The following is an 18,156-nucleotide window of genomic DNA, read 5'->3' on the forward strand; positions in this document are numbered from 1 at the left end:
TTTCCTGGCCATGAAAAAATATATATTTAAAAATCAAAGAATTTTAATTTTGTTTAGACCTTAAATCTGAAGCTGCCTTATGACGGTCAAAAATCATTTTCAAATCCCAATTATTTAAATTCAATGAATATTGCCTTATCCCCAAGTTACATAAATATTTTGTTAATGTGCGTGGTTCTCTAAAACGTTTTATTTGACCATTACCTTTGTTTGTAACAAAGTGTCGAAACTGTCCCTGTATCACGATAACTAATAAATCACCGTTTGCGTCACCAATTACCTCAACTTCAGCATTTCGTGAATGAATGCGTGGGATAACATCACATAAATTCACTCCTTCACCCCCACAAATTTTGAGTCTTCGATGGAATAGAAACCACCAAGTACATATAGATAGTGGCGCTCTCTTACTCGAATAATATCTAAATGGGCTGTAGAGCGCTCTGAAGGTTCATTGACATCTATGTTTCGTGCCCCATTCAAGAACCATTGCATATTGATGGAAGTAGACAGTCGAACTGCTTCGACTGCAGAATCACATGTGATTATTGCTACGTGGGTATACCAGTTATTACAAAGTAGGTCTTTCGCCGCGTTGCCAATCTCTTTCCATGACTCTTTCAATAAACGAGGATCGTTTTCTCTGGCGGCCCTACGTATATCTCGCTTGTTTATAAGACGCCTAAAGGAACTAGATATCTGTTGATATTTATCTACAAGATGTTCAGGCACCTGGGTTTTTGTATCTTTAGACAGACGAAGTAACACTTCATATTTCAAATGGTAAATATCATAGGCTTCTGACATCTTTTGACCCGATGTTAAGTTTTCGCCAAATTATTATGAAAAATAATGATGCTTTGAACCTAATAATGTTGATAAATCGGGTTTCATATTTATAGCAGACCGCTACTGCTGCACTCTCTGTCCATTCAAGACAAAATCTACCTCCTATGGACTTTTCAGACGAACAACTCGAATTTATCGGTGCTCCTTTTGATAAAAGTACGCTTGTTATAGCTCCCCCTGGCTCAGGAAAGTCAATGACCACCCGTGCACGTGTTGCCTACATGATTATGAGTGGCGTTCCTGCAGAGAGCATACTGGTCACTATGTTTAATAAGCCTGCGGCAAAAGAATTTCGCCATGATTATAATAAGCTTAATGTAGAAGGCACCCCTACCATCCGGCACTATCATTCTTTGGGTTATAAGCTTTGTGAAGGCTTTATGAAGAAAGGCGTTCTGCCAACATGGAAGTTAGAAGTTCGTGAATTCATATGGCAAAAATTAGCGGTGGATGCTTTACGAAAAGCAATTGCCGAATTTGGTTCCACTGACATAGATATTTACGATAGCTCTGTTATCGATTCCTTCACAAGCTTCCTGGACTACTGCAAAAGTGACACTCAACCCAGCTCAGTGATGTTTGAGCGCCTTGGGCTGTCATCACATTTAGCGCCATTTAAGTTGGGTTTTGATATTTTCGAACAGACCAGAGCACATAACCAGATGCGCTCTTTTAACGACTTACTTTACGATGTTGTAAGGCTCATCAAACAGGACTCCCGTTGCAGTAACCTGATTGCTAACAGGCTAGACCAAATCATTATCGATGAGTATCAGGACATCAACCCTATTGTTCAGGACTTGTTTACTATCATGGCTGGCGAACGAGCAAAAACCACCGGCATTGGGGATGATGATCAAACAATCTTTGAGTGGCGGGGGAGCAATCCTCTCGTGATGAGTGAACATTGGGACCACAAATATCCTGACTCACAAAAGTTTACGTTAAAAACCACTTTCCGCTATGGCCACTCACTAGCAATGGCTGCAAATAACTGTATTTTTAATAACTCTAAACGGGCGATGAAAATGTGTTTGTCAGCACCATCTACCCCGAAGACTGAAATCAACATCGGTTATTATGCTCCCCCTTCTTTTGGTGCCGAGCCTTATACCGATACAAAGCAGGTTGCATTAGTAGATTCAATTAGGATGTTTATCAGCGAGGGAAACGCCTACTCTGATATCGCGATTCTACCGAGGCTGTATCAAGTAAGCCCTTTTATTGAATTGGCACTCTTTAGAGCCGGGATCCCCTACCAACTTTCGTCGGGTAAATCGATTTCTACACTGCCTGCATTTTCAGCATTCGAAGCACTGGCTAACTTATGCAAAGGTGGGAGCGAAATCGACGCCGCGGGTTTATTCTCTAAAGTATTGATGACACCAAACCCTGGGGTCAAAACTAATGTGGCCACGGCTTTCTTTGATTTATTCCGCAATGTGCAAACCGCCACTCCGGATGATGTCAAAGCTGTTATTCCAAACACAAAACCTTTCATTCACAAACGCGTTGCCAATAAAATTAACGCAATAAAAGAGTCTATCGAAAAAGCTACTCCATCTGAGGCCTTTCATGCCTACATCAATGATTACTTGATTGAAGAGCTTGAAAAGTCTTTGTCTCAGAAACAGTCTCGGTCGACTTCCCATACCATGGCATTAGCTCATGGATTTTTTGATTTAGCGCGGCAGGCCCCGACTTTTGATAATTTGCTTACGTCACTTGAATCTTTAAAGGCCGAAAGCAACAAATCAAATAATGCGGTTCGTATTATGTCTCAACATATGGCTAAAGGAATTACTGTGGGCATGGCAGTGATTCCCGCATGCTGTGAAACAATTAGCCCTGCAACAGTCTCTGGAAAAACCACAGACATCCAAGCTGAACGGCGCTTATTTTATGTGGCCATAACAAGACCAACCAAAAAGCTACTTCTGTTACTACCAAAAGATAAGGCATATCAAAAGGCTTACGAAAAAGAGTCAAGTCAGCCTCCCGATGGCAGCTTAGAAGAGTCAGAAAGTACCTCTCGATTCGTGTATGAAATGAATATAAAGGGGTCCCTTAGAGTGGCAAAAGAAATCCACCCAGATGCGGCCGGCCATCTGCCCACAACCAGTTCAGCTAAGAACTTTAATCAATATCTATCAAGCTTAAACCTATTTTTAAGAGTCAAAAACGATGCATGAAACTGAGCAAAGAAAAATTCCAAAATATGTTTCACCTGATTCTTCAATGGGCTTGTACCTCATTACCCGTAAACCTCGGTATTTGTGGAGCTTCATATTCGCACTGATAACATTTTTATGCCTCTTATTTGGTGGCATGCATTTTTTAATGGATGACGGTGATATGTCTGCTCAAGAAACTACGCAGTTAATGCTCAAATTTGTCATCGCTGGTTCCGGGACCATGAGTTTATCGAGTCTTTTTTACGGTGACATGAGAGGCTTCATCGGACTGGTCTTAGCCTGTTTTGCAGCAATCTTCATTTTTCAATTAGCGTAGGTCCCGAATTCAGATAATAAGTGCACCACTCATGGTTAAACGGTGAGAAGAGATCAACTGCCTGTTGGTGGTACTCTGTAATCGCCAAAAAACATGAGTAGTTACCATGAGATACAAGCAGTTGATCGAAGGGCAACGATACCAGATCGAAGCCTACTTACGCGAGGGTTTCAGCTATCGGGAGATTGGGAAGCGGTTGCAAGTTAGTCACAGCACCATTAGTCGAGAAGTCCGGCGCAACAGAATAAGGGACAATCACTATCTGCCCGAAGTCGCTCACGCTAAGACAGTAAAACGACGAGGTCAGGCTGCGAAATACAGTGTACCAGCGCTGACTATCACTTTCGTCGAGTTCGGGTTGAGCCAGAAATGGAGTCCTGAGCAAATCGCTGGCGTAGGTAAAATCATAGGGCATAGCGTCAGTCATGAATGGATTTATGGCTATATACAGCGCGATAAATTGCGCGGTGGAAAGCTCTTCAAGCAGTTGCGACATGGTCATCGGAAATACCGCAAAGGCAGCCGCGCGAAGCGCGTTATAATTCCGAACCGGATTGGCATTGAGTGCCGCCCTGCCATTGTTAATAAGAAGAAACGATTCGGTGACTGGGAAGCCGATACTGTACTAGGCAAGAACGGTACAGGTGCCATCGTGAGCCTGGTTGAACGAAAAAGTAAGCTGTACCTGATACGCAAAGTGCCAGCGAAAACCGCGGCTGACGTGAGTCGCGCTATGGTTAGTATTTTATGGCGCTACCGCGGCCATGTTCGCACGATTACCGCCGACAATGGTGCTGAGTTAGCCGCCCATGAGCTGGTAGCGGATAAACTAAAAACGGACATCTATTTCGCTAACCCATACTCATCATGGGAATGCGGACTGAACGAAAACTTCAACGGGTTGCTGCGGCAATATATCCGTAAAGGTACAGACTTGCGGACGGTGACAGACAAGCAGATTGCTGCCGTTGAGCGTGCGCTGAATGCGAGACCAAGGAAATGCCTTGGGTTTAAACAGCCATCAGTCGTGTTCAACGAATTACGAAGAGCGGCTTAATTTAGCGAGTGGTGCACTTCGCAGTTGAATTCGCGTGATCATAACTTCCAGAAATAAATTCACTCAGCTTTTCTGATGTAACTATCTTTTGTCTATTGAGGAACATACATTCAACAATTTTGTATCTACTTGGGGTTAATCTGATAGAGCTATTATTGTATGAAAGCGTTTTGATCTGGATATTCAAAGTCAAATTGTTGATGGTAATTTGATCATTTGGAGAATTTGCAGCTCCTCTGACCTTTCCCCCGAACGTTAATATGGTTTAAGCCCTCTCTTGACCTTTGGCAGTACACTTGATAAATAAGCAATTATTCGGACATGCAAATTCATATCGATTACTGCCTGCCTAAATACAGGTATTAAAATTAAAAAAGTAATCTGATTATTGATCTAAATCAGAACATGTTTCTTTCCTTCAGACTATTATTGATGATCAGGGAGGGCGCATGTTCACCAAGCGTAATTGGCTAGAATTCGTTGTTATTTTTATGCTGCTAGTGCCGCATGGGCAGGCTGGTGCTTATACGTGTGAGTGTCCAGGTGATGATTCCCTCACAACTCAAGATAGTCTGTCTCACGCTCCTTCCGAAACGAATCCAATGTCTCCCCGTCAGCAGCATCTGAAAGCCGACAGCGATCATTGTGAAATGTGTGAGCCTGACAAATGTTTGTGCTGTGAAGGTTTGTATGCAGGCTGTCATATCTTAGTACTGACTCCAATTCATAATGACATTTGTTTCAAGGACGACTTTTACCTTTCACCGATAGCGACTGACGCTCAGTCACTTGCTTCTGGTTTTTCTGTCCCACCATTTCACCCTCCAATTACTTGTTAGCCACAGAATAGTTGCGCCTGAAACGCCTCAAAATAGGCTATCGGTAAAGAAAATAGCACCATTTCATTTTTACGCGCCAGGTAGTCAGGTAAGACTTGACCTGTGTGTAAGACATAGGTCTACGCTGTAAATCAAGATTATCGAATTAGAATAGCTGTGGAGCAAATATGATAGTTAATGATATCGCAAAATCACTGACAACAACCGCAGGTACCGTGCGCTACTACACGCGCTTAGGGCTGATAAAACCAGACAAATCAAACAACGGCTATAAATTTTATTCGAGTAAGGACCAATCAAGACTCAGATTTATTCTCAGTGCCAGACAACTGGGTTTTACCGTGAAAGATATTCAACAAATTCTGGAAGAGGCTGATCATGGTAAGAGCGCCTGTCCACTGGTTCGCAAACTCATCAAGAAGCGATTGGATGAAACTGAAAAACAGTTTAGCAAATGTTGCAGTTGAGAGAAAAAATGGAAGGTGCTCTGAAGCAGTGGGACTCGATGGCAGATAAAGCGCCAACGTCCCACATGGTGTGTCACCTTATTGAAAACATCAACAGTGAAGGTGCCGAGGAGGCGCAAAATGGGTAAGACGGCTTCCGAACAACAATTGATTATCGAAGGTGCAGGGTGCGCAAGTTGCGTTGGAAAAATTGAGACCACGCTCAAAAATACTCACGGCGTTGACCGTGCAGAAATGAACTTTGCAGACCGAACCGTGCTGGTCTCAGGCACTGCAGAGACAGAAGCGCTCATTACCGCAGTTGAGTCTGCTGGTTATAACGCGAAAGCACTGAATGATTCACATGGAAGTGACGGATTGGACGAGAAGGATGCCGCCGACTGGGCGTATTATAAAAAACTGATTAGAGACACAGTTATTGCTCTGTCGCTTGGCATACCTTTAATGATTTACAGCGTTCTGATAGGCGAAATGACCGTCGAAACGACTACGCAACGCATCGTCTGGCTTCTGGTTGGACTGCTGACGCTCGGAGTAATGTACTTTTCTGGCAGACACTTTTTCGTGGGTGCATGGAACAGCCTGAAGAACCATTCTGCCAATATGGACACGCTGATTGCGCTGGGTACTGGCACGGCCTGGGTGTATTCCATGCTCGTGGTCTTTATTCCTGACGTTTTTCCATTGATGGCAAGGCATGTCTATTTTGAAGCCACCGCTATGATCATTGGTCTGATTGATTTGGGGCTTGCGTTGGAACTGAAAGCACGTGGCAAAACCTCGGAAGCGATTAAGCGTTTGATTGGGTTACAAGCGAAAACAGCCACGGTCATTCGGGACAATAAAGAGGTCCATATTGCTATCGACCAGGTGCTTCTTAATGATGTCATCAAAGTCAGGCCCGGAGACAAAGTGCCGGTAGATGGTGTCGTCATCGAAGGCCACACGTCAATCGACGAATCCATGCTTACGGGGGAACCCATGCCGGTAGGAAAAGCACAAGATGATGAAGTCGTCGCCGGAACCCTCAATAAGTCAGGCATGATTTTGTTCAAAGCAACGCGAGTAGGCAAAGACACCGCGCTGGCGCAAATCATATCCATGGTTAAACGGGCCCAAAATTCCAAGCCCCCCATCGGGCGCCTGGCCGACGTGATCTCCTCTTATTTTGTTCCTGTTGTCATGATTATTTCGGTACTCAGTGCCCTGGCATGGTTGAATTTTGGACCTGAGCCAGCTCTGGCATTTGCTATCGTTTCAGCCACCACGGTATTAATAATTGCCTGCCCATGTGCGTTAGGGTTGGCCACACCTATGTCAGTAATGGTAGGGGTTGGCAAGGCCGCGGAAGCAGGTGTACTTATTCGCAACGGTGAAGCGTTGCAAACGGCTTCAAAGATCACCGCTATGGTACTGGATAAAACCGGGACCATTACGGAAGGTACACCAAAAGTCACCGACATAATTTTAGCCAATGCCAGTGATGAAAAGCCCGTGTTGCAATTGGCAGCCAGCCTGGAAAGTGGTTCGGAGCACCCCTTGGCAATGGCGATAGTAGAAAGTGCCCTCGACCAGGACGTTGAGCTGCTTAAAATTGAGGGATTTAACGCAATTACCGGGATGGGTGTTGAAGCCAGTTGTGAAGGGAAGGCTTTACTGTTTGGTAATAGTAAGCTCATGGCTAAAAACGAGGTGGGCATTGGTGAATACGCCGAGAAAGCACAAACACTGGCCAAAGAAGCCAAGACTCCGATGTATTTTGCTGTAGATGGACAACTGACTGCCATCATAGCGGTTGCCGACCCGATAAAATCAGACTCTGTCTCTGCCATCAAACGCCTGCAAGCCAATGGGACCCGGGTCATCATGTTAACGGGGGATAATAAGGAAACTGCCGCTGCCGTTGCAAATAAAGCGGGGATAAGCGAATTTTTTGCTGATGTATTGCCCGAAGAAAAAGCCAACAAAGTGCAGGAACTACAGGAGCAAGGAGAAGAAGTGGGCATGACTGGCGATGGAATTAATGATGCCCCTGCACTTGCGCTAGCTGATGTTGGCTTTGCCATCGGTACAGGAACAGACGTAGCGATTGAAAGTGCAGATATCACCTTAATGCGCGGTTCGCTTCATGGCCTGGCAGATGCAATAGCTGTTAGTAAGGCTACGTTGCGCAACATTAAGCAAAACCTGTTTGGTGCCTTTGTTTATAACGTAGCAGGCATACCTTTCGCGGCTGGCGCGCTCTATCCATTTTTCGGTGTGTTGTTAAGCCCGGTTATTGCTGGTGCGGCTATGGCATTTTCTTCGTTGACGGTGGTGTCGAATGCGAATCGGCTTCGCCTATTCAAGGCAAAAGACCACTAAGGAGATTTCTTATGATGATGATTAATATTGTCGGACTTGCGGTGATCGCACTGATTATTTGGTGGTTTTGGCTATACAAGCCTGAGCAAACAATAACTGACAGCAATGAAGTACTCATAGAAGTAAAAAATGGTGTGTACTCACCTGCTGCAATTCAGGTAAACGCCAACCAGTCGGTTACATTGAAGTTTTTGCGGAAGGACGAATCTCCCTGCTCTGAGATTTTACTGATCCCTACGTTAGATATTAGTGAGCAATTAAAGCTTAATGGTGTAACACAAATACACCTCTCAAGCATTCCACAGGGCGAACACGTCTTTCACTGCCAGATGCAGATGTATCGTGGTGTTCTAACGGTGGTAAAGGAGGAGTCATGAAAAACAGTCACCCCCGATTTTGGTCAACCCCCACGGGTTGGACGGCACTAGCGATTATCGCTGCCGCTACTTATTTTTTAATCTTCGAACATGGTCATCATGTCCTTCAGTTTCTTCCTTATCTGATATTACTGCTGTGCCCGTTCATGCACATCTTCATGCACCGTAGCCATGGTAAACATGGTCACGACCACGAACATTCTCCGGACAGTGAAAACAGGCGGCAGAGTTTTCAGGAATTGAGTGATAAGAACGCGGCTTATCGTGATGGATACATTGAAGGGGTAGAAGAAGGCCGCAAGGAAATGCATAAAAAGGACGATGGTGATGAATGACACATACGATTATGGCTTATGGTCAATGGTGATACTGAACTCAGCTATTTTTATCTTTTTTGCATTTAGTTTTGTGAAGCCCAAAACGTCCACCGATTGGCGAAGTCTGGGCATTTTTTCTGCTTTTGTTGTGGCCCTCTTTACCGAAATGTACGGATTTCCATTAACTATCTATTTCTTGTCAGGGTGGCTTACTGATACCTACCCGAAGGTGAACTTCTTCGCGCACGAAAACGGACACCTGTTACACACCTTCTTTGGTTTTGACGGTGATGCCCATTGGGACCCGTTTCATATCACCAGTATGGTGTTTATTGTTGCAGGCTTCTTTATGTTGTCTTCAGCGTGGAATGTACTGCACCACGCTCAGAAGAACCATCAGTTAGCTAAAGCTGGATGGTATGCGCGTTGTCGCCATCCTCAATATGTAGCCTTCATTCTGATCATGTTTGGCTTTTTGTTGCAATGGCCAACCATTCCCACATTGGTCATGTTCCCTATTTTAGTTGTTGTGTATGTACAGCTGGCTAAGCATGAAGAAGCTTTAGCTATTTCTGAATTTGGCGAGGAGTATGTGAATTATATCAACACGACACCACGCTGGATCCCAAACCTGAACGTTAAATTAAAAGGTGAAAACCATGAAAAAACTCACTAAATCAATCATTTTTTCAACGTCATTACTAATGGCGGCAACTGCACCAGCGCAAAGCATGAAAGGGCATGAGCACCAGGGCTCAGACAAGCAAGACATGCAAATGGGAATGAATATGTCTGGCAAAGATATGCATATGATGCATGCGAAAATGAAAGCGATGAAGGAAGAAGTTCATGCTATCAAAGAAGAAAAGGACCCCGTTAAGCAGCGTGAGATGATGAAAAGCCATATGCAATCCATAATGGGAATGATGCATATGATGCATGAGAAAATGAAAAAACAACCCATGCAAACCCAGGTTAATATGGCAGAAAAGCATCTCAAAATGATGGAAATGATGATGTCAAAAATGGAGGACAATCATTCGCCTATGTCAGAAAAAAGTCAAACTAACACTTTAGGGGGAGACCATGAGTGATTTAGATCACAGAGTAGGTGTCAGAGAAGCTAATTTAGTCATTCGCAATTTACGGCTCAGCAATGTCAATGAGGCAAATTGCGATGCACTAATTGGAGAAGTTGATAAGCTCTTTGGCATCGATGATGTGAGTTACAACATCAAAGAGGGTGTTATTCACTTGGCATATGATGCGACACATATAAATTTGGATGGTATTGAAGAAGTCATTCGAAGACATGGTGCCGACCTTCACAATGATTGGTGGACACACACGAAAGAAGGTTACTATCAATTTGTCGACCAGAATATCAAAGACAATTCAACACACAAAGCGTGGAGTTGTCATGCAGTGCCGCCGGGATCCCACAATAAGCGTAAATGAACTCAATGCGCTATATGCTCTCTCGGAATCAACATAGGGGGAGCCCAGTTAAAGGAGATAAATGATGAAAATTCAAGAAAATGCCTTTGTCATAGCTTGTGCGGCAGCGTTTGCGATTATTTGGATTGTGTGTTCCTTATTCGTCATGGCGTTACCGAACATGATGTCTGATATGACAGGCAAAATGTTACACACAGACTGGCAAGCCATGAGGTGGCACATGTCGGTATTGGGTGTATTGATAGGAGGCGTTCTTTGGGCGTTTCTGGCCGGTATATTGGGTTGGTTTATTGCCAAAATTTATAATATGCAGCTTCAGAATTCATGACTAAATAAATGCACCGCTTTTGAAATATTAAGTCCGGAACAGTATTTGCTCTTTTATGCTTTTAAGTAAACAGTGAGGCACTATGATCACCAGCAATACAGAAAACGGACTGCAGAAAGCCACGCAATTACTCAATCAGCCAAGTACGGATAAACAGGTCTGTAAGCAACCATCTGAGTCACAGAAGCAAGGGCAAGAGTTTACTGAAATAATGGGTAAAATGAAGCTGCAACAAGGCGGTTAAAGGGTGCCACGTGAAGAAATAACCGGCAATAAAATGCCGGTTACTTCCGTTCTGGCCTAGCCCTCTCAGGACTAGATCCTGGCTCCGATTACCACGCCAGTTTCACTGGTTGACTCGCCATCAGCTTTTAACGCGTTAGCCACTTTAGCCAAGGCTTTGCTGTAATAAACGCCGATATAGAGCGCTGTTTCCCGTGTAATCTCATGGCGGTAACACAAGCCGATACGAATGTTACTCAGCCCGCTTTGACGGTTGTATTTTTCCGAGTCAGTGAGGTTCGCTACAACTTCCAGGCGTGGTTGCAGACAGGAAACCTGACTTAACTGCCATTCATACTCGGTTTCATTGATAAACTGCATGCCACCGTCTTCGTTAATACGAAGTGAGTTTTCCATTCTTAATCGGTAGGGGCTAGTTCAGGAGGAGAGGACATCAGGGCTAAAGAGTGATGCCCTGACGTCCTGATGTTCTGATGTTCTGATGTTCTGATGTTCTGATGTTCTGAAGGAAAAGATTAGCCGCTAAAAATTCACAACTTTCTATTAAAAGGAAAACTTATCCTTATTAGAAACCTGCTAACCTTCCAACTCAATGACTCACATCAGTTATAATTTTTGTCATGTTCTTCATACACATGTAGTTTTAAAAACCATTTCTCAGCCGCGAATACAATAAGAAGTCCGGCCACAGAAACCCATACAATGAAGATATCTGACTTTGCTTTCACCCACAAAAATGAAAAGAGTACAACAATATCCAGAATAATTGCGCTCACTAACACCCAGGCTTTAGCGTGCACTTCATCGCGTAAATGCTTAAATACCCCCCAATGGATGAAAATATCCATTACGAGATAAAAAACGACTCCGATCGAGGCTATACGGCTTAAATCAAAGAATATGGTCAGAAATATCGCGATTACCAACGTATAAATTAGGGAATGTCTTCTTAAATCTCCCGGTAATGAAAAATGACGGTGAGGCACAAGCTGCATCGATGTAAGCATTGATAGCATGCGAGATACTGCAAATACGCTCGCAACGACGCCAGAAGATGTGGCTATGATAGCAAACGCTATAGTGAACCATGCGCCATACTGACCGAAGGCGGGTCGTGATGCTTCAGCAAGAGAGTAGTCTTTTGCCTTTATGATTTCGTCAATTGATAGGTTTGCACCTACTGCAACCGCCACAAAAACATAAAGGACCACACAGATCGAAATAGAAATGATTATGGCCCTTCCTACATTTTTTTCCGGTTGCTTTAGCTCTCCGCCGCTGTTAGTGATTGTCGTGAATCCTTTGTAGCCCAAAATACCCAGTGCCACTGCTCCTAGAAATCCTGTTGCGCTGGTTTCCTGCGGTTGAGCCGATACACTTTCAAACGACAAACCGGTTGCCCAAAGCCCACCTATTGCCAAAATCGCTAGCCCTGCGATTTTTATAAAGGCCATAATGAATGAAAGCGTCTGAATGAATTGGTTGCTTAGAATATTGGCAATGAATGCAACAATAAGAAGACTCACGCCAAGCGCGGGAATGAGCCACTCAACTTCCTGGGAGTCAAACAATTGCAGGACATAGGTGCCAAAAGTACGGGCAACCAGACTTTCATTGATAACCATGGAAAAAAACATCAGCAAAGCACAGGCACCGGTCATTAATCCTCTTCCATATGCTTTTTGTAAGAACATAGCTATACCACCTGCTGAGGGGTATTTTTGTGCCATTTTGACGTAACTGTATGAGCTAAACCCTGTGATTATTGCTGCTACAAGAAATGCAAAAGGAAACCATGTGCCAGCCAGTTCAGCAATTTGACCGGTTAAGGCAAATATACCTGCGCCAATCATCACACCGGTTCCCATTGACACCGCGCCCCAGAGACTTAACGAATCTTTATTGCTTGAATGCTCGTGATCATTCATTGTTGGTTACCCCTTGTGTCATCTGAACCAAAGCAGTCGCAGAAGTAGTTTGCTGCGGTCACGGAAAAATTTGCCCAGCAAAATAGAAGTTCGACGGTGTTACATGAAGAAATAACCGGCAATGCAATGCCGGTTATTTCCCTTCTAGCGTAGGCCACTTAAAACCAAATTCTTGCACCTAACACTACGCCAGTCTCACTGGTTGGCTCGCCATCTGCATTTAACGCATCAGCCGTATTACCTAAGGCTTCGCTGTAATAAACGCCGACATAGGGCGCTATTTCCCGTGTAATCTCGTGACGGTAGCGTAAGCCGATACGAATATTACTCAGCCCACTTTGACGGTTATATTTTTCCGATTCGGTGAGGTTCGCAACAATTTCTAGGCGTGGTTGCAGATAGGAAACCTGACTTAACTGCCAGTCATACTCGGTTTCATTGATAAATTGCATGTCACCGTCTTCGTTAATACGAAGTGAGTTTTCCATTTCAAACCAATAGGGGGCTAACCCCTGATAACTGATCACTGCATAGTTTTCCATGTCAGCATCTGATGCCAGTTCGCCTTTCGTTCCCAAACCAACCTGCACAGACCAGAATGCAGAGACCAGATAGCCATACAGTACTTCGGCGCGTTCCAAATCCGTCGGCATTCCATCGTTTTGTGTATTTTCGCCTTCGCTTTTAAACACGAGTCGGTGATAATCGCCGCCGTACCAAGCCTGCATGTCCCATACAGCTATGTTTTGTTGCTCATCATTACGGGTATACTCAAGTCGATCAAACAGTACCTGCCCAAAATTTTCATCCGGAATGGGAGATGGCCAGTTGTCTTTTGATTGAGCCAGAGCGGTGTCACTAAAACCAAGAGTAGAGGCTATAAGCCCTGCTGCTAATACCTGTTTCATATTCACCTCCTATGCGACCTGAACAACACGAAACATCCCTGCTTCCATGTGGTAAAGCAGGTGACAATGAAAGGCCCACTCCCCGGGAGCATCTGCGCTGATTTGCAACGATACTTTCTCACCGGGCTTGAGGCTTATAGTGTGTTTTCTGGGCCTCGGATACTGGCCGTTTTCCAGTTCCATCCACATACCGTGCAAATGAATGGGGTGATCCATCATAGTGTCGTTAACCAGAATCAGACGAAGCCGCTCTCCGTAGTTAAAACGGACATACCCATCTACTTCACTGAACTTCTTGCCATCGAACGACCACATGTACCGTTCCATGTTGCCGGTTAAATGAAGCTCGATTTGGCGCTCAGGCTCTCGCTCGTCAGGCCATGCATGCTCACCTACCAAATCAGCATAAACCAACACACGATGAGAGCTGTTTTCGAGACCTATGCCCGGCTCGTCTAAACGCGGTCGTGGATTTTGTGCGATCATGGCGGCGCCTGGCCCGTGGCCCTCTTCACTATGGACAATGTCTATCTTTTCTACTGGCAGAACTCGTGAAGATTTCATATCGCCCTTCATCATGTCACTGTGCATTGTATGCTCGCCATGCTGGCCCATCTTCTTCATGTCCATTTCTGAAGAAGCCATACCCTTTTTCATGTCTCCAGACTGTTGCATGTCCATACCATCCATTCCCATCGCAGCCATGCCGCGCTCGGTGATGGTTCGTTGTGGAGGCACCGCTGCGGTCAGACCTAAGGATGGTGTGAGCGTGCCACGAGTATAGCCACTTCTGTCAAAGCTCTCGGCGAAGAAGGTATAAGCCTTTCGCTCTTGTGGTTGGACAATGACATCGTACGTTTCTGCTACTGCAATTCGGAATTCATCCACATTGACCGGCTTAACCGGCTGACCGTCAGCGGCAACTACCGTCATCTCCAGCCCTGGAATACGAAAATCAAAATAGGTCATTGCAGAGCCGTTGATGATCCGCAAACGAACTTTCTCACCAACATTAAACAGCGCCTGCCAGTTATCCTCTGGGGTGCGGCCATTCATAAGGTAGGTGTAGGTGCTGCCCGTCACATCCGCGATATCACGAGGACTCATGCGCATCGCGCCCCACATGGCGCGCTCCCTCCATGTCTCGGCAAGTCCTTCTTTCTCAACATCTTTCAATGTGTCGAAGATAGTTCGCTTTTGATAATTGTAATAACCCTCAGCCACTTTCAGTTTTCTCATCACATCGTGAGGGTCTGCGAAGGTCCAGTCGCTAAGGATGATAGTGTGTTCCCGATCCGCGCCGATATCGCCATCGGCAGGCTCAACAATCAGCGGACCTAGGTGGCCCCGCTGCTCCTGAAGACCGGAATGACTGTGATACCAGTACGTTCCGTTTTGCTCTACATCAAATGCATAATTAAATGTTTGACCGGGCTTGATCCCGGCAAACGAAACGCCTGGCACACCATCCATTCCAGCGGGCAAAATAATGCCGTGCCAGTGTATTGAAGTGTCCTGCTCCAACTGGTTAGTGACATTCAGTTGAGCACGTTGACCTTCCTTTAGCCTTATTAACGGCCCCGGCATCTGGCCATTTATAGTGATCGGTAAACCGGTTTGTGAGCCTATGGCTAAATTGGCCTCAGAAATTGTCAGGTGTTTGATGTCGCCGGTCAGTACCTGGTCTTTAAAGTGACGTCCTGCTGGCGCAGCCCAGAGTGGACTGACGTTAGTCAGGGCCGTCGCTGCGCTCGCAGTCATTGCGCCAAGCACGAATCTGCGACGACCATCATTAAATGAATTACTCATAATGTTAACCTTCAAAAGTGAATATACGCAGGCTGATAAGCTTCAACCTGAGAAAAATATCTTGTTGGAGATATCCGAAGGTCAGGCTATTGGTGGTCGATATGGAGGTGTAGAAATGCTTACAGGAACGGACAGAGCAATAAACTCATATTGCTCTGAATATTTTACCGCTAATTCGTCTTGTGAAGAATAAATCGACGCTGAGCCATGCTGACAATTTGCCATAAAACATAGGCAACCGTCCTCGCAACAATCTGAACTGCCTTTACGCGACGTGTGCATATGTGCTTTTTTCTCTGACAGCGGTTTATTTGTTACCCCGATGGTATGCTTATCTGCATGACTGGCGTTTTGTAGTAACATTTCCACCGAGACGGTCTGTTGACCTGATTCTTCATCACACGCACTTACCGGCAACGCTAGCGCTGCCAGGGAAATGACAATACATGTGAAAAGAATCTTTATACTCATGGGTAGGAAGCCTACTCCTCTGATTTTCGTAGCGTTTTATTAACGATGTAGTTTAAAGTATAGAGACAGATTTTCTGCTTTCAACACTTATATGAACTTTTGTTCATATACGCAAAACTATCAAAACAGATCTCAAAAAATCGATAACGAATTTCAAATTCCAACTGTAATAAGGTTGTAATTTAGTATTTGAAGCCTCTATTTATCCAAGTGAAAAATTCCAGCATGCTTTTCACGCAAAATCACTGTTGACTAAGTTGAAGCGACGGGGCTGCCATATCTTTAAAAACAGGAAGAAATAGTAATAAAATTTGCGTACCCTAGTCAGGGTGGGGATTAAACGGTGGTGATACCGAGAAAATACTCGCACCTATCGCTAGATTTTAGTCCACAAGACAGTGGACTAAAGAGCAATAAATAGAGAAGAGGTAGATATGCAAAACATTCTTAAAATTGGGTTAGCCCTTATGCTCATGTTCAGTGCAGGGGCAATTGCTCACGGTGATGTGATGCTTGAAAGCAGCTCACCATCAGACAATGCAATGTTGATGAGTGCCCCTGAGCAACTGACGTTAACCTATTCCAAACCATTGCGATTAATGAAAGTAAGCATTACGGGCAATGAGGCCGGTGAGGTCGACTTTGCTTTCACACCAGCATCAGGAAAGCAGGCTGCTTACACCTGGCAATTACCTGTTTTGAAACCAGATACTTACACTGTTGAGTGGATAGCAATGGGCGGGGACGGCCATAAAATGAAAGCGACATTCTCTTTCATGGTTCACTAAGCGAAACCTATGGAATTAATTCTTTGGAATGCAGCCATTGTTGTTTCTAAAGCCGTATTCTACGTAGGTTTTGCCAGTGTAGTCGGTTTTGCTTTCTTTATGCACAGGCCAGCCCAAAACCGCGCTTTTTGCAAAAATGTTGTATATCACGTGGTGCCTTTACTGGCGCTCTCTTTTTTCGCTTCTGCGCTGTGGTTTTTTGCCAAAACCGGCGCATTTTCTGAAAGTGGTCTGCAAGGGGCGTTTGACCCCATAATGCTTGAAGTAATGTGGGACTCTCCTGTGGGAGATGTCACTCTGGTCAGAATGCTGATGTCTGCACTGGCGATACCTCCATTGCTTCTGGCGTTAGTCAAGCGAGTCAACTTTGTTGCTGTTAGAGCGATGCTGTCTGTACTGATAATATACGGCCTGTATAGTTTTACGCTTATCGGACACATTGCAGAAAAAGGACTCATCGATAAACTCATTTTGGCAACGCACGTCGCTATTATGGGTTGGTGGTTTGGCGCTTTGTTACCGCTGAGAATGTCATGTAAGAGCTTCTCGGTAGAGGACACAAAAAGTATCATGACTGACTTTGGCAGGATGGCAGGGTTCCTCGTGACCACACTACTCCTTATTGGTGTCTACATGGCGATAAAGCTATTTACGTCACCAGGAGATCTGATTCAATCTCAGTATGGTCTTATCTTTTTGGGCAAGATGTTAGTAGTAGGTTTATTGCTATTACTTGCTGCACGTCACCGCTTTATTCTGGTGCCCGCAATGGAGGATGCCGACGACAAAGCGCAACTGAAACGCTCCATAAATATTGAAATAGTTTTAGCCTCCGCACTGCTGTTAATTACTTCGGTATTAACCAGTGTGGTTGGGCCCCAGTTTAATTAGGAAAATAATAATGCGAAATCTGTTAGTGGCATTCATCTTAGCAGCCGCCTCACCATCCCTTTTCGCCCATGGCAACAAACCCGATGAGCACCAGTCTAAACTATCAGGCAGCGAGACCGTGCCGGGCCAGGTCGTATTGGCTTTTCATAAAGCCTTGCGAGAGCAGAATGAAGTCACAGCGAAATCATTGCTATCAGATGACGTCATAATTGTTGAAGGTGGTGGTATCGAGCGCAGCGCTCAGGAATACGCGTCACATCATATGCTGTCTGATATGAAGTTTGTCAGCACGTTGTCTTCAGAGCTTCGGGAGCACAAGGTGACAGAGTATGGCGATTCAGCCACATCACTCTCGGTGTCTAAAAACACCACGGAGTCGGGTAAAACATACCGCTCGTATGAAACAGCGATTCTGACGAAGCGTAATGGAAAGTGGAAAATAGCACACTTGCACTGGTCAACGGCAAAATAAGTGAGTGGCTGTTTGAGGTCTAAGCGTTACTCGGCAGCCTCTGAGCATGAATTCAGAGGCGCGCCGAAAAGACCAGCGT

Annotated in this window: 20 protein-coding genes and 2 pseudogenes; 15 read left to right on the forward strand and 7 right to left on the reverse strand. The window is 44.8% G+C overall.

Features of this window, described 5'->3' with window-relative positions; all coding sequences use genetic code 11:
• Positions 1-43: 43 nt before the first annotated feature.
• Positions 44-334 (reverse strand): hypothetical protein, encoded by a 291-nt coding sequence (locus HHX48_RS15520; RefSeq protein WP_139758080.1) that lies wholly within the window; start codon positions 332-334, stop codon positions 44-46.
• Positions 331-807 carry a hypothetical protein gene (locus tag HHX48_RS15525; protein ID WP_139758079.1) on the reverse strand — a complete coding sequence of 159 codons (477 nt, stop codon included), beginning with the start codon at positions 805-807 and terminating at the stop codon, positions 331-333. The genes HHX48_RS15520 and HHX48_RS15525 overlap by 4 nt, the downstream gene beginning before the upstream one ends.
• A gap of 146 nt (positions 808-953) precedes the next feature.
• Between HHX48_RS15525 and HHX48_RS15530 the strand changes: the two genes are divergently transcribed.
• The 12 genes and pseudogenes from HHX48_RS15530 (at position 954) to HHX48_RS15585 (ending at position 10,811) form a co-directional block, all read left to right on the forward strand.
• Positions 954-3,041 carry a UvrD-helicase domain-containing protein gene (locus tag HHX48_RS15530; protein WP_139758078.1) on the forward strand — a complete coding sequence of 696 codons (2,088 nt, stop codon included), beginning with the start codon at positions 954-956 and terminating at the stop codon, positions 3,039-3,041.
• A complete protein-coding gene (locus HHX48_RS15535) occupies positions 3,034-3,360 on the forward strand; it encodes a hypothetical protein (RefSeq protein ID WP_139758077.1) in 327 nt (108 codons plus the stop codon). Before HHX48_RS15530 ends, HHX48_RS15535 begins: the two co-directional genes overlap by 8 nt.
• 106 nt (positions 3,361-3,466) lie before the next feature.
• Positions 3,467-4,417, forward strand: coding sequence for an IS30 family transposase (locus tag HHX48_RS15540; protein WP_191026323.1), 951 nt, complete (start codon positions 3,467-3,469; stop codon positions 4,415-4,417).
• Between the two features lie 1,006 nt (positions 4,418-5,423).
• Positions 5,424-5,851, forward strand: a pseudogene (locus HHX48_RS15545) (MerR family transcriptional regulator).
• Complete coding sequence (locus tag HHX48_RS15550) at positions 5,844-8,087, forward strand: heavy metal translocating P-type ATPase (RefSeq protein ID WP_191026324.1); 2,244 nt, start codon at positions 5,844-5,846, stop codon at positions 8,085-8,087. Before HHX48_RS15545 ends, HHX48_RS15550 begins: the two are co-directional and overlap by 8 nt.
• Positions 8,088-8,098: 11 nt before the next feature.
• Positions 8,099-8,464 (forward strand): cupredoxin domain-containing protein, encoded by a 366-nt coding sequence (locus HHX48_RS15555; RefSeq protein WP_139758074.1) that lies wholly within the window; start codon positions 8,099-8,101, stop codon positions 8,462-8,464.
• On the forward strand, positions 8,461-8,799 hold the full coding sequence (locus tag HHX48_RS15560; RefSeq protein WP_117316793.1) for a DUF2933 domain-containing protein: 339 nt from the start codon (positions 8,461-8,463) through the stop codon (positions 8,797-8,799). Before HHX48_RS15555 ends, HHX48_RS15560 begins: the two co-directional genes overlap by 4 nt.
• The gene (locus tag HHX48_RS15565; protein ID WP_139758073.1) at positions 8,792-9,457 is read left to right on the forward strand and encodes a methyltransferase family protein; all 666 of its coding nucleotides are present in this window, start codon (positions 8,792-8,794) and stop codon (positions 9,455-9,457) included. Before HHX48_RS15560 ends, HHX48_RS15565 begins: the two co-directional genes overlap by 8 nt.
• Positions 9,441-9,875, forward strand: coding sequence for a hypothetical protein (locus tag HHX48_RS15570; RefSeq protein WP_117316795.1), 435 nt, complete (start codon positions 9,441-9,443; stop codon positions 9,873-9,875). The genes HHX48_RS15565 and HHX48_RS15570 overlap by 17 nt, the downstream gene beginning before the upstream one ends.
• Positions 9,868-10,239, forward strand: a complete 372-nt coding sequence (locus tag HHX48_RS15575; RefSeq protein WP_139758072.1) for a cation transporter — start codon at positions 9,868-9,870, stop codon at positions 10,237-10,239. The genes HHX48_RS15570 and HHX48_RS15575 overlap by 8 nt, the downstream gene beginning before the upstream one ends.
• Positions 10,240-10,300: 61 nt before the next feature.
• Entirely contained in the window at positions 10,301-10,567 is a 267-nt protein-coding gene (locus HHX48_RS15580; protein ID WP_223858461.1) for a DUF5676 family membrane protein, read from the forward strand.
• A gap of 82 nt (positions 10,568-10,649) precedes the next feature.
• Positions 10,650-10,811 carry a hypothetical protein gene (locus tag HHX48_RS15585; RefSeq protein WP_168190725.1) on the forward strand — a complete coding sequence of 54 codons (162 nt, stop codon included), beginning with the start codon at positions 10,650-10,652 and terminating at the stop codon, positions 10,809-10,811.
• A gap of 71 nt (positions 10,812-10,882) precedes the next feature.
• On the opposite strand, the pseudogene HHX48_RS15590 reads toward HHX48_RS15585, so the two are convergent.
• The 5 genes and pseudogenes from HHX48_RS15590 to HHX48_RS15610 form a co-directional block, all read right to left on the reverse strand.
• Positions 10,883-11,212 (reverse strand): annotated as a pseudogene (locus tag HHX48_RS15590) (copper resistance protein B); the annotation flags it as partial.
• Between the two features lie 200 nt (positions 11,213-11,412).
• On the reverse strand, positions 11,413-12,738 hold the full coding sequence (locus tag HHX48_RS15595) for an APC family permease (protein WP_139758071.1): 1,326 nt from the start codon (positions 12,736-12,738) through the stop codon (positions 11,413-11,415).
• 158 nt (positions 12,739-12,896) lie between these two features.
• Complete coding sequence (locus tag HHX48_RS15600) at positions 12,897-13,646, reverse strand: copper resistance protein B (RefSeq protein WP_139758070.1); 750 nt, start codon at positions 13,644-13,646, stop codon at positions 12,897-12,899.
• A gap of 9 nt (positions 13,647-13,655) precedes the next feature.
• Positions 13,656-15,455, reverse strand: a complete 1,800-nt coding sequence (locus tag HHX48_RS15605; RefSeq protein WP_139758069.1) for a copper resistance system multicopper oxidase — start codon at positions 15,453-15,455, stop codon at positions 13,656-13,658.
• An 81-nt stretch (positions 15,456-15,536) separates the two neighbouring features.
• Positions 15,537-15,926 carry a hypothetical protein gene (locus HHX48_RS15610; protein WP_139758068.1) on the reverse strand — a complete coding sequence of 130 codons (390 nt, stop codon included), beginning with the start codon at positions 15,924-15,926 and terminating at the stop codon, positions 15,537-15,539.
• A gap of 434 nt (positions 15,927-16,360) precedes the next feature.
• Here HHX48_RS15610 and HHX48_RS15615 point away from each other — a divergent pair, with 434 nt between their 5' ends.
• Genes HHX48_RS15615 through HHX48_RS15625 form a run of 3 tightly spaced genes read left to right on the forward strand, consistent with a single transcriptional unit; the run spans position 16,361 to position 18,077 of the window.
• On the forward strand, positions 16,361-16,714 hold the full coding sequence (locus tag HHX48_RS15615; protein ID WP_117316811.1) for a copper resistance CopC family protein: 354 nt from the start codon (positions 16,361-16,363) through the stop codon (positions 16,712-16,714).
• A gap of 9 nt (positions 16,715-16,723) precedes the next feature.
• The gene (locus tag HHX48_RS15620) at positions 16,724-17,605 is read left to right on the forward strand and encodes a copper resistance D family protein (RefSeq protein WP_139758067.1); all 882 of its coding nucleotides are present in this window, start codon (positions 16,724-16,726) and stop codon (positions 17,603-17,605) included.
• A 10-nt stretch (positions 17,606-17,615) separates the two neighbouring features.
• Positions 17,616-18,077 carry a YybH family protein gene (locus HHX48_RS15625; RefSeq protein ID WP_139758066.1) on the forward strand — a complete coding sequence of 154 codons (462 nt, stop codon included), beginning with the start codon at positions 17,616-17,618 and terminating at the stop codon, positions 18,075-18,077.
• The last annotated feature ends 79 nt before the right edge of the window (positions 18,078-18,156 follow it).

The organism is Salinimonas profundi (assembly GCF_014750655.1).
In the GTDB taxonomy this organism is placed as follows: Bacteria; Pseudomonadota; Gammaproteobacteria; order Enterobacterales; family Alteromonadaceae; genus Alteromonas; species Alteromonas profundi_A.

Excerpts from the sequence above, each read along its gene's own strand:
- HHX48_RS15525 (WP_139758079.1), bottom strand. The coding sequence starts at position 807 with ATGTCAGAAGCCTATGATATTTACCATTTGAAATATGAAGTGTTACTT.
- HHX48_RS15530 (WP_139758078.1), top strand. The coding sequence starts at position 954 with ATGGACTTTTCAGACGAACAACTCGAATTTATCGGTGCTCCTTTTGAT.
- HHX48_RS15535 (WP_139758077.1), top strand. The coding sequence starts at position 3,034 with ATGCATGAAACTGAGCAAAGAAAAATTCCAAAATATGTTTCACCTGAT.
- HHX48_RS15540 (WP_191026323.1), top strand. The coding sequence starts at position 3,467 with ATGAGATACAAGCAGTTGATCGAAGGGCAACGATACCAGATCGAAGCC.
- HHX48_RS15550 (WP_191026324.1), top strand. The coding sequence starts at position 5,844 with ATGGGTAAGACGGCTTCCGAACAACAATTGATTATCGAAGGTGCAGGG.
- HHX48_RS15555 (WP_139758074.1), top strand. The coding sequence starts at position 8,099 with ATGATGATGATTAATATTGTCGGACTTGCGGTGATCGCACTGATTATT.
- HHX48_RS15560 (WP_117316793.1), top strand. The coding sequence starts at position 8,461 with ATGAAAAACAGTCACCCCCGATTTTGGTCAACCCCCACGGGTTGGACG.
- HHX48_RS15565 (WP_139758073.1), top strand. The coding sequence starts at position 8,792 with ATGAATGACACATACGATTATGGCTTATGGTCAATGGTGATACTGAAC.
- HHX48_RS15570 (WP_117316795.1), top strand. The coding sequence starts at position 9,441 with ATGAAAAAACTCACTAAATCAATCATTTTTTCAACGTCATTACTAATG.
- HHX48_RS15575 (WP_139758072.1), top strand. The coding sequence starts at position 9,868 with ATGAGTGATTTAGATCACAGAGTAGGTGTCAGAGAAGCTAATTTAGTC.
- HHX48_RS15580 (WP_223858461.1), top strand. The coding sequence starts at position 10,301 with ATGATGAAAATTCAAGAAAATGCCTTTGTCATAGCTTGTGCGGCAGCG.
- HHX48_RS15585 (WP_168190725.1), top strand. The coding sequence starts at position 10,650 with ATGATCACCAGCAATACAGAAAACGGACTGCAGAAAGCCACGCAATTA.
- HHX48_RS15595 (WP_139758071.1), bottom strand. The coding sequence starts at position 12,738 with ATGAATGATCACGAGCATTCAAGCAATAAAGATTCGTTAAGTCTCTGG.
- HHX48_RS15600 (WP_139758070.1), bottom strand. The coding sequence starts at position 13,646 with ATGAAACAGGTATTAGCAGCAGGGCTTATAGCCTCTACTCTTGGTTTT.
- HHX48_RS15605 (WP_139758069.1), bottom strand. The coding sequence starts at position 15,455 with ATGAGTAATTCATTTAATGATGGTCGTCGCAGATTCGTGCTTGGCGCA.
- HHX48_RS15610 (WP_139758068.1), bottom strand. The coding sequence starts at position 15,926 with ATGAGTATAAAGATTCTTTTCACATGTATTGTCATTTCCCTGGCAGCG.
- HHX48_RS15615 (WP_117316811.1), top strand. The coding sequence starts at position 16,361 with ATGCAAAACATTCTTAAAATTGGGTTAGCCCTTATGCTCATGTTCAGT.
- HHX48_RS15620 (WP_139758067.1), top strand. The coding sequence starts at position 16,724 with ATGGAATTAATTCTTTGGAATGCAGCCATTGTTGTTTCTAAAGCCGTA.
- HHX48_RS15625 (WP_139758066.1), top strand. The coding sequence starts at position 17,616 with ATGCGAAATCTGTTAGTGGCATTCATCTTAGCAGCCGCCTCACCATCC.